A 9,919-nucleotide genomic window follows, 5' to 3' on the forward strand; every position below is an offset into this window, starting at 1 on the left:
ACCGCCATCGGCATGGGCCGCGCGCTGGTGCAGTCCGGCAAGGCGGGCAAGGTCGTCGGCATCGGCTTCGACGGCAACGAGGATCTGCAGAACTTCGTGCGCGACGGCACTCTGGCCGCCATCGCCGTGCAGGGCTCGTTCCAGATGGGCGACCTCGGCGTGCGCACCGTGCGCAAGGTCATCGACAAGGAGAAGGTGGAGAAGTTCATCGATACCGGCGTCGTGCTGGTGACGAAGCAGAACATCGACACCCCGCAGGCCCAGAACGTTCTGTACTGAGCCGGTCCTCTCTTCCCGGTCTCTCTTCCCGGCCTCTCTTCCCGGCCTCTCTTCCCGGCCTCTTGCCGGCGGGTGCAATGCCCGCCGGCCCTGCCGGCCCCGGCGCGGCCAGCCCGCAACGGCCCCCCCCCTCCTGCCGCCTGCCCGGCCGGACCGGGGCCGGCAACCGCCTCCGCCCCAACCGCAAAGACCACCCTGCCGTTCCGATAACAGGCCCGATGCCCATGAAAGTCTCCGACCGTCGTACCCTGCCGAGCAACGGCCTGTCGCTCACCGTCATGGGCCTCGGCTGCGCCCAGATGGGCAACCTCTACCGCGTGACGCCCTATGCGGAATCGCTCAGTGCCCACGACAAGGCGTGGGAAGCCGGCATCCGCTATTTCGACACCGCCCCGTTCTATGGCATGACGCGCTCCGAGCGCCGGCTTGGCACCATGCTGACCGAGCATGACCGGGCCGATTACGTCATCTCCACCAAGGTCGGCCGCCTTCTGGTGCCGGATGCGACGCTGGGCGATGAAGAGCAGGGCTATGTGAAGCCGCTGCCGTTCCGCCCGGTCTACGATTACAGCTACGATGCCATCCTGCGGTCGTTCGAGGCGAGCCGGCAGCGCCTCGGCATCATCGATATCGATATTCTCTACGTTCACGATATCGGCGGCTTCACCCATGGCGAAAAGGGCGCCCATTACTGGACGCAGCTGACCAGCGGCGGCGGCTTTCGCGCGCTTGGCGAACTGCGCGACAGCGGTGCCATCCGCGGTTTCGGCCTTGGCGTCAACGAATGGCAGGTCGCCCGCGATGCCCTGAACGAGGCGCGCATCGACATCACCATGCTCGCCGGCCGCTACACCCTGCTGGAGCAGGAAAGCCTTGGCCTGCTGGATGCCTGCGTGAAGGCGGGAACCGCCATTACCTGCGCCGGGGCGTTCAACTCCGGCATCCTTGTCGGCAACAACAAGTTCAACTACGGCGATGCGCCGGCCGAAGTGGTGGCACGGGTTTCCGCGCTGCAGGCGGTCTCAGCCGAATTCGGCGTGGCGCTGCCGGCCGCCGCCCTGCAGTTCCCGATGGCACATCCCGCCGTTGTCACCTGCGTCAGCGGCGCGCGCAATGCCGCCCAGCTCGCCAGCAACATCGACTGGTTCGAGCAGGCCATTCCGGCCGAATTCTGGACCGCGCTGAAGGCACGCGGCCTCGTCCACGCCGATGCGCCGCTGCCGGGAGCCGCAGGCTGATGGTCATCGACGCGCACCAGCATTTCTGGCGCCTAGCCGACCGCGCCGGCCAGTGGCCGCCGGCAACGCTGGCCGGAATCCACCGCGATTTCGGCCCGGACGATCTGCGCCCGCTGATGGCGGCGGCCGGCGTCAGCGGCACCGTGCTGGTGCAGTCGCTGCCGACGGCGGAGGACACCGGCTATCTGCTCGACATCGCCGCCGCCAGCGATTTCGTGCTCGGCGTGGTCGGCTGGGTGGATATGAAAGCCCCCGGCGCGCCCGATCAGATCGCCCGCCTCGCCGCCCGGCCCAAATTCCGCGGCATCCGCCCGATGTTGCAGGATCTGCCGGAAGACGACTGGATCGACGACCCGGCACTGGATGCGGCCGCCGGGGCGCTGGTGCGCCATGGCCTGACCTTCGATGCCCTCGTCCTGCCGCGTCACCTGAAGGCCCTCGCCGCCTTTGTGCGCCGCCATCCGGCGTTGCCGGTGGTGATCGACCACGGCGCCAAGCCGCGGATCGCGAGCGGTCACATCGCCGGGTGGCGCGACGACCTCGCGGCACTGGCGGCGCTGCCAAATGTGCACTGCAAGCTCTCCGGCCTTCTGACGGAAGCCGGCGGGCGGTGTGAGGCGGCTGCGCTGCGGCCTTATGCCGAAACGCTGCTGTCGCTGTTCGGGCCGGGCCGCGTGATGTTCGGCAGCGACTGGCCGGTGCTGCGGCTGGCCGGAGACTATGCCGGCTGGCTCGCCATGGCCCGCGATTTCGTGCCGGCCGCCGATCACGCCGCCGTTTTTGCCGGCAATGCCCGGGCCTTCTACCGCCTCGGCTGAGGCGGCAAGCCGTTCCGTTTTCCACCGCTGTTTCCGGAAGAAGATCATGCTGACCGTCACCTGCGAGAAACCCGGCCTGCTCACGGCCCGCGAGGTGCAGAAGCCCGCCCGCGGCGAAGGCGAGGTGCTGGTGCGCATCCGCCGCGTCGGGGTGTGCGGCACGGACCTGCACATCTTCACCGGCAATCAGCCCTACCTGTCCTATCCGCGCGTGATGGGTCACGAGCTTTCCGGCACCGTGGAAGAGGCCCCCGCCGGCAGCGATTTCGCCCCCGGCGATCCGGTCTACATCATCCCCTACATCTCCTGCGGCGAATGCCATGCCTGCCGGCAGGGCAAGACCAACTGCTGCTCCGGTATCCGCGTGCTCGGCGTGCACCGCGATGGCGGCATGGCCGAGTATCTGAGCGTGCCGGCGCAGTTCGTCTGCAGCGCAGCCGGTATCAGCCTCGATCAGGCGGCAATGATCGAGTTCCTCGCCATCGGCGCCCACGCCGTGCGGCGCGGCAATGCGGCACCGGGGCAGAACGTGCTCGTGGTCGGCGCCGGCCCCATCGGCATGGCGGTCGCCATCTTCGCCGGCCTGCGCGGCGCCACCGTCACCGTCATCGACGGCCGCGAGGACCGGCTAGCCTTCTGCGCGCGCCACCTGAAAGTGGCTGCGACCGTGCTGCTCGGCGCTGACGACAAGGATGAGCTTTCGCGCATAACGAACGGTGATTTCTTCGATATCGTGTTCGATGCCACCGGCAGCCCGAAGGCCATGGAGCGCGGCTTCCAGTTCGTCGCCCATGGCGGTTCCTATGTGCTGGTGTCCATCGTCGCCGCCGACATCGCCTTCAACGACCCGGAATTCCACAAGCGCGAAACGACGCTGCTGGGCAGCCGCAATGCCACGCCGGAGGATTTCGCGACCGTGATGGCCGCGATGCGCGCCGGCGATGTGCCGAGCGAGGCGCTGAACACCCACCGCATGACGCTGGCAGAGGTGCCCACCCGGTTCGCCGGGCTGCTGGAACCCGCCGCGGGCGTCGTCAAAGCCATCGTGGAAGTGTGATGTCCGGGCCTTTTCCGATCCTCCAGTTCGGCACCAGCCGCTTTCTGCAGGCCCATGCCGACCTCTTCATTTCCGAGGCCCTCGCGCGCGGCGAGGCACTCGGGCCGGTGGCGGTGGTGGAAACCACCGGCAGCCCGGCCAGCGTGGCGCGCGTTGCCGCCTTCGCCGCCGGGCAGGGCTATCCGGTGCGCATCCGCGGCCTGAGGGACGGCGCGACGGTGGACGAGACCGTCACCGGCCGGGCCATCGGCCTCGGCCTTTCGGCCGCGCGTGACTGGCAGACGGTGCGCCGCATCGCCATCCACGAGGCGGACGTGATCCTCTCCAACACCGGAGACCGCGGCTTCGATCTGAACCCGGCCGACGATGCCGGCATTCTGACCGATCCGCAGCGCGTGCCGGCGAGCTTTCCGGCCAAGCTGCTGGCGCTGCTGCATGCCCGCTTCGTCGTCAGCCCCGGCCGGCCGCTGTCGCTGTTTCCCTGCGAACTGATCGTCGGCAACGGCGACCGGCTGAAGGCGATCCTGACCGGGCTGGCGGCCTCATGGGGCACCCCGCCGGCCTTTGCCGACTGGCTCGCCGGTCACTGCCGGTTCGCAAACTCGCTGGTCGACCGCATCGTCTCCGAGCCGATCGAGCCCGCCGGCGCGGTGGCAGAGCCCTATGCCCTGTGGGCCATTGCCGCGCAGGACGGGCTCGTGCTGCCCTGCCGCCACCCGGCGATCGTCGTCACCGGCGATCTCGACCGCTATGAGCGGCTGAAGCTGTTCCTGCTCAATCTCGGTCACACCGTGCTCGCCGCCGCCTGGCAGGACGGCGCCCGCCCGGCCGGCATGACGGTGTTTCAGGCCATGAACGATGACAGCCTGCGCACCGCCGTCGAGGCGGTGTGGCAGGACGAGGTGCTGCCCGTGTTCGCCGCCCGCGGCGAGGGCGAGGCGGCAGCCGCCTATCTTGCCACAGTGCGCGAGCGTTTCCTCAATCCCTTCCTTGTGCACCGGCTGGCGGATATTGCCCAGAACCGCGCCGAGAAGGTGCGCCGCCGCATCGTTCCCCTGCTGGCCGAGGCCGCCGATCTCTGCCCGGATCTGCCGCAGCCGCAGCTGAAGGCCATCGCGGAGGCAAACGATGACCGCTGACAACGTAACCGAACCGGCTCTGCTGCTACGCGCCGGCGACAGCGTGGCCGTGGCCCGCCGCGATCTGGCCGCCGGCGAGGCGATCTGCGTTGCCGGCCACAGCGTCACCGCCACGGCCGCTGTGCCGCGCGGCCACAAGATCGCCCTTGCCGCCGTGCCGGAAGGGGCTGCGGTGGTCAAATACGGGCAGGTCATCGGCTATGCGACCCGCGCGATCGCGCCGGGCGACCATGTCCATGTCGACAATTGCGGCATGGGCGTGCCCGCGCTCGACCACGGTTTCGGCCGCGATTACCGCCCGACGGTGCCGGCCGCCGACATCGTGACATTCGACGGCTATGTGCGGGCCGACGGGCGGGTCGGCACCCGCAATTTCATTGGCGTCATCTCGTCGGTCAACTGCTCGGCGACCGCAAGCCGGGCCATTGCCGAGGCCTTCCGGGGCGACCGGCTGGCCGCCTTCCCCAATGTCGACGGCGTGGTTGCGCTGACCCACGGCACCGGCTGCGGCATGGGCGCCACCGGCGAGGCCATCGACCTGCTGCGCCGCACCCTGCGCGGCTATGCCGACCACCCCAATTTCGCGGGCATCGTCATTGTCGGCCTCGGCTGCGAGGTCAATCAGATCGCACCGCTGGCAGAAAGCCTTTCAGCACGCGCGCCCGGCCTTGTCGCGGCCCTCACCATTCAGGATGCCGGCGGCACGCGGGAGGCGGTGGCGCGCGGCATTGCCGCCGTGGAGGCCATGCTGCCGGTGGCCAACGAAGCCCGGCGCACCGCCGTGCCCGTCAGCCATCTCAGCGTCGGCCTGCAATGCGGCGGTTCCGATGGCTATTCCGGCCTTTCCGCCAACCCGGTGCTGGGCGTGGCCGTTGACCTGCTGGTCGCCCGCGGCGGCACGGCCATCCTGTCGGAAACGCCGGAAATCTACGGCGCCGAACACCTGCTCACCGCGCGCGCGGCTTCGCCGGCCGTGGCCGAGGCGCTGATGGCGCGCGTGCACTGGTGGGAGGATTACACCCGCCTGCACAAGGGCGACATGAACAACAACCCCTCGCCCGGCAACAAGGCCGGCGGGCTCACCACCATTCTGGAAAAATCGCTGGGCGCCGTCGCCAAGGCGGGCAGCACCGGGCTGATGGCAGTCTATGACTATGCGCAGCCGGTCACGGCCAGCGGTCTGGTGTTCATGGATACGCCCGGCTACGATCCGGTTTCCGCCACGGGGCAGGTCGCAGGCGGGGCGAACCTGATCTGCTTCACCACCGGACGCGGCTCGACCTATGGCTGCAAACCGGTGCCTTCTCTGAAGATCGCCACCAACACCCCGCTCTACCGGCGCATGTCGCTGGACATGGATTTCAATGCCGGCACAGTGCCGGACGGCGCGGCGACCATTGCGCAGGCGGGCGCGGACCTGTTTGCGCTGATGGTGGAAACCGCCTCCGGCCGCCGCAGCCTCAGCGAACTGAACGGACTGGGGGACAACGAATTCGTGCCTTGGCAACTCGGCGCCGTGATGTGAGATAAGGGGAAACGCTGCCCCTGCATTTGCACGGATGATGCTGCCATGGCCATGACGATTGCCGCCGTTGCCCACGACCAGAAAAAGGCGGCGCTTGCCGACTGGGTGCACCGCCATCAGGAGCAATTGCGGCCGCATCACCTCATCGCCACGGCCACCACCGGCTCGGTGATCCGCAAGATGGTGCCGGGCCTCGACATCCGGACCGTCAAGTCCGGCCCGCTCGGCGGCGACCAGCAGATCGGCGCCATGATCGCGGACGGCCTCATCGACCTTCTGGTGTTCTTTCCCGATCCCCTCACCCCGATGCCCCACGATGTGGACGTGAAGGCGCTGCTGCGCCTCGCCCTCGTCTATGACGTGCCGTGTGCCTTCAATCCGCACAGCGCCGACCTGATCGTCGCCTCGCGGATGCTGGCGCCCCGCCCGGCCTGATCCAACACCCGAAAGGTTGCCCGCATGCGCGTGGTCTCCATTGGCGAATGCATGGTGGAAATCAACTCCGCCGGCGGCGGGCTGTTCTCGCGCGCCTTCGGCGGCGATACGCTGAACACGGCGATTTATCTCGCCCGCCTCGGCACCGATGTCGCCTATGCAACGGCGCTCGGCGACGACCACCTCAGCGCCGAGATGCTGGCAGGCTGGCAGGCCGAAGGCATCGACACCGGCCTCGTCCTGCGTGTTCCCGGCCGGCTGCCGGGGCTCTACATGATCGAGCGCGATGCGAAGGGCGAGCGCAGCTTCCTCTACTGGCGCGACCGCGCGCCGGCACGCGAGCTGTTCACGCTGGCCGATGCGGACTATTCCGCCCGCCTCGGGGCGTTTGACTGGATCTATTTCTCCGGCATCAGCCTGTCGCTCTATGGCGACGAGGGCCGCGCACGGCTGAAGGCCATGCTCGCCGCCGCCCGCCGGCGCGGCGCGAAAGTGGCCTTCGACGGCAACTACCGCCCGCGCGGCTGGAGCGACCCGGCCGCCGCCCGCGCCGCCTTCACGGCCATTCTCGAACACGTCGATCTGGCGCTTCCCACCCTCGACGACGAGACCATGCTGTTCGGCGATGCCGACGCGGCCGCCTGCGCGGCGCGCATCCGGGCCGCCGGCGTCGGCGAGGTGGTGGTGAAGGAGGGCGCGAAGGGCTGCACGGTGTTCGGCAGCGGCGCGCCGGTGGCCGTTGCCCCGCCCCGCGCCGTCCAGCCCGTCGATACCACCGCGGCGGGAGATTCGTTCAATGCCGGCTATCTCGCCGCCCGCATCCGCGGCGCAGATGCCGCCGCCGCCGCACTGGCCGGCCACCGCCTTGCCGGCACGGTGATCGCCTGGCCCGGCGCCATCATTCCGCGCGAGGCCATGCCGGACTGAGCGTTGCGGACGGACCGCCGCGCTTGTGGAAAGCGGTCTTTTCGGCACCGGCCCGTTCTTTCCCGCCGCAGCCCCGGTGACAGCAGGCCGGCTGATGGGGAATGATGGGCCGCCATGACCCTCGACCTCGCCATCGTCCTTGCCCTTCTCGCCGCCGCCGTCGTCATGTTCGCCCGCGACAAGCCGCGGATGGACGTGGTGGCGGTGCTGATGCTGACCGCCCTGCCGCTTTCCGGCATCCTCACCGTCAACGAAGCGCTGGCCGGCTTTGCCGACCCGAGCGTGATCCTGATCGCGGCGCTGTTCGTGATCGGCGAGGGGCTGGTGCGCACCGGCGTCGCGCGGCGGCTCGGCGACCTTCTGGTGACGCGGGCGGGCGATAACGAAGCCCGGCTGGTGGCGCTGCTGATGATCGCCGTCGCCGGCATCGGCTCGGTGATGAGTTCCACCGGCGTCGTCGCCATCTTCATTCCCGTGGTGCTGCGCATCGCCGCCAATATCGGCGCGCCGCCGGGGCGGCTGATGATGCCGCTTTCGGTCGCCGCCCTCATCAGCGGCATGATGACCCTCGTCGCCACCCCGCCGAACCTCGTGGTGCAGGCCGAGGTGGTGCGTGCCGGCTATCAGGGTTTCAGCTTCTTCAGCTTCGCGCCGTTCGGCATCCCCATCCTTGCGGTCGCCGTGCTCTACATGGCCACGGCCCGGCGCTGGCTTGGCGGCAAGGCCGCGCCGCGGCCGCCGGCGCGCGAGCGGCCGCGGCTTTCCACCTGGGCCCAGGAATATGCGCTGGGCGGGCGCGAATACCGCCTGCGCACTCCGCCCGGCTCGCCGCTGGTGGGCAAGCAGCTCGGCCGGCTGCACCTGCGGGCCAACGAGGGCGTCAACGTCATCGCCATCGACCGCAACGCCCGTTTCGGCCGCAGCCTCGTGCAGCCCCACCCCGGCACGGTGCTGGAAGCCGGCGACGTGCTGTTCCTCGACGTGTTTTCCTCCAAGACCCGCATCGACGATGTCTGCCGCCGCTACCAGCTGGAAATGCTGCCGCTGCCGGCGCGCTATTTTGCCGACCTGACGCAGGAAATCGGCATGGCGGAAGTGATGGTGCCGGCCAGTTCGTCGCTCGTGGACCGCAGCGTCGTGCAGGCCACCTTCCGCAGCCGCTATGACCTGAGCGTGGTCGGCCTCAAGCGCGGCAGCACGGCACGGCGCGAGGACATTCTGGAAGAACCGCTGAAAATCGGCGACCGGCTGCTGGTCGCCGGCCCCTGGCGCGCGATCCGCAAGCTGCAGAGCGACATGACCGATCTGGTCGTCTACGCACTGCCGGCGGAGTTCGACGACATCGCCCCGGCGGCCTCCAGAGCCCGCCACGCGCTGGCCATTCTCGGTCTCGTCGTGGTGCTGATGGCAACCGGCATCGTGCCCAACGTGGTGGCGGCGCTCATCGGCTGCCTGCTGATGGGGCTCACCGGCTGCATCGACATGAACGGCGCCTACCGCGCCATCCACTGGCAGACGCTGGTGCTGATCGCCGGCATGCTGCCGTTTTCCGCCGCCCTGCAGAAGACCGGCGGCGTCGACCTTGCCGCCGGCATGCTGATCGAGCTGATCGGCGGCGCCGGCCCGCGCACCATCCTTGCCGCGCTGTTCACGCTGACGGCGGTCATGGGGCTGTTCATCTCCAACACCGCAACCGCGGTGCTGATGGCGCCGGTGGCGCTGGCCGTGGCGAAGGAGCTTGGCGCCTCGCCCTATCCCTTCGCCATGACAGTGGCGCTCGGCGCCTCGGCCGCGTTCATCACGCCGGTGTCGTCGCCGGTCAACACGCTGGTGGTGGGGCCGGGCGGATACGACTTCATGGATTTCGTGCGCATCGGCACGCCGCTGGCCCTCATGGCGCTGGCGATCACGGTGCTGATGGTGCCGTGGCTGCTGCCGTTCTGAGGGCCGGCGCGGATGCTGAACGATATGCTGGCTCTCGGCGGGCTGTTTCTGGCGGCCTTTCTGGCGGCAACGCTGCTGCCGGCACAGTCGGAAGGCGTGCTGGCCGGCCTCGTTCTGGCAGGGGGCTGGCCGGTGTGGCTGCTGGTGGCGGTTGCCAGTCTCGGCAACGTGCTGGGCTCGTGCCTCAACTGGTGGCTCGGGCGCAGCATCGGCCGGTGGCAGAACCGGCCGTGGTTTCCCGCCTCGCCCGCGGCGCTGGCGCGGGCGCAGCGCTGGTATCGCCGCTTCGGCCACTGGTCGCTGCTGCTGAGCTGGGTGCCGGTCATCGGCGATCCGCTGACACTGGCCGCCGGCCTCATGCGCGAGCCGTTCGGCCGCTTCCTCGTGGTGGTGGGCGCGGCCAAGACCGGGCGTTATGTCGTGCTGGCGCTGGCCACCCGCAGCCTTGCCGGTTGACGGGCGCGGCTCCAGATGCTACCCGCACAACCATGATAAAGAACCTTGGCGCCCTCACCCTTCGACTTTGATTCCCGCCCTTCTGCGGAAGGCGGGCAATT

Annotated in this window: 10 protein-coding genes; all 10 read left to right on the forward strand. The window is 69.3% G+C overall.

All coding sequences use genetic code 11. The features are described 5' to 3' along the window. Positions 1–279, forward strand: a 279-nt coding sequence (locus tag V7067_RS12010) for a substrate-binding domain-containing protein (protein ID WP_334176142.1), incomplete at its 5' end; no start/stop codon positions are given. A 224-nt stretch (positions 280–503) separates the two neighbouring features. Then, on the forward strand, positions 504–1,517 hold the full coding sequence (locus V7067_RS12015; protein ID WP_334176151.1) for an aldo/keto reductase: 1,014 nt from the start codon (positions 504–506) through the stop codon (positions 1,515–1,517). Continuing rightward, complete coding sequence (locus tag V7067_RS12020) at positions 1,517–2,335, forward strand: amidohydrolase family protein (protein ID WP_334176143.1); 819 nt, start codon at positions 1,517–1,519, stop codon at positions 2,333–2,335. Before V7067_RS12015 ends, V7067_RS12020 begins: the two co-directional genes overlap by 1 nt. Positions 2,336–2,381: 46 nt before the next feature. Then, complete coding sequence (locus tag V7067_RS12025; RefSeq protein WP_334176144.1) at positions 2,382–3,392, forward strand: zinc-binding alcohol dehydrogenase family protein; 1,011 nt, start codon at positions 2,382–2,384, stop codon at positions 3,390–3,392. Then, the gene (locus tag V7067_RS12030) at positions 3,392–4,531 is read left to right on the forward strand and encodes a mannitol dehydrogenase family protein (RefSeq protein WP_334176145.1); all 1,140 of its coding nucleotides are present in this window, start codon (positions 3,392–3,394) and stop codon (positions 4,529–4,531) included. The genes V7067_RS12025 and V7067_RS12030 overlap by 1 nt, the downstream gene beginning before the upstream one ends. Next, positions 4,521–6,056, forward strand: coding sequence for an altronate dehydratase family protein (locus V7067_RS12035; RefSeq protein ID WP_334176146.1), 1,536 nt, complete (start codon positions 4,521–4,523; stop codon positions 6,054–6,056). Before V7067_RS12030 ends, V7067_RS12035 begins: the two co-directional genes overlap by 11 nt. Before the next feature lie 45 nt (positions 6,057–6,101). Further along, the gene (locus V7067_RS12040) at positions 6,102–6,491 is read left to right on the forward strand and encodes a methylglyoxal synthase (protein WP_334176147.1); all 390 of its coding nucleotides are present in this window, start codon (positions 6,102–6,104) and stop codon (positions 6,489–6,491) included. Positions 6,492–6,515: 24 nt separating this feature from the next. After that, positions 6,516–7,418, forward strand: coding sequence for a sugar kinase (locus V7067_RS12045; protein WP_334176148.1), 903 nt, complete (start codon positions 6,516–6,518; stop codon positions 7,416–7,418). A 114-nt stretch (positions 7,419–7,532) separates the two neighbouring features. After that, positions 7,533–9,362 (forward strand): SLC13 family permease, encoded by a 1,830-nt coding sequence (locus tag V7067_RS12050; RefSeq protein ID WP_334176149.1) that lies wholly within the window; start codon positions 7,533–7,535, stop codon positions 9,360–9,362. Positions 9,363–9,374: 12 nt separating this feature from the next. Beyond that, positions 9,375–9,818 carry a YqaA family protein gene (locus tag V7067_RS12055; protein WP_334176150.1) on the forward strand — a complete coding sequence of 148 codons (444 nt, stop codon included), beginning with the start codon at positions 9,375–9,377 and terminating at the stop codon, positions 9,816–9,818. Positions 9,819–9,919 lie beyond the last annotated feature (101 nt).

Source organism: Pseudoxanthobacter sp., assembly GCF_036822375.1.
Classification (GTDB): Bacteria; Pseudomonadota; Alphaproteobacteria; order Rhizobiales; family Segnochrobactraceae; genus Pseudoxanthobacter.

Bases quoted from the DNA above. Each gene is read 5' to 3' on its own strand.
- V7067_RS12015 (WP_334176151.1), top strand. From the start codon at position 504: ATGAAAGTCTCCGACCGTCGTACCCTGCCGAGCAACGGCCTGTCGCTC.
- V7067_RS12020 (WP_334176143.1), top strand. From the start codon at position 1,517: ATGGTCATCGACGCGCACCAGCATTTCTGGCGCCTAGCCGACCGCGCC.
- V7067_RS12025 (WP_334176144.1), top strand. From the start codon at position 2,382: ATGCTGACCGTCACCTGCGAGAAACCCGGCCTGCTCACGGCCCGCGAG.
- V7067_RS12030 (WP_334176145.1), top strand. From the start codon at position 3,392: ATGTCCGGGCCTTTTCCGATCCTCCAGTTCGGCACCAGCCGCTTTCTG.
- V7067_RS12035 (WP_334176146.1), top strand. From the start codon at position 4,521: ATGACCGCTGACAACGTAACCGAACCGGCTCTGCTGCTACGCGCCGGC.
- V7067_RS12040 (WP_334176147.1), top strand. From the start codon at position 6,102: ATGGCCATGACGATTGCCGCCGTTGCCCACGACCAGAAAAAGGCGGCG.
- V7067_RS12045 (WP_334176148.1), top strand. From the start codon at position 6,516: ATGCGCGTGGTCTCCATTGGCGAATGCATGGTGGAAATCAACTCCGCC.
- V7067_RS12050 (WP_334176149.1), top strand. From the start codon at position 7,533: ATGACCCTCGACCTCGCCATCGTCCTTGCCCTTCTCGCCGCCGCCGTC.
- V7067_RS12055 (WP_334176150.1), top strand. From the start codon at position 9,375: ATGCTGAACGATATGCTGGCTCTCGGCGGGCTGTTTCTGGCGGCCTTT.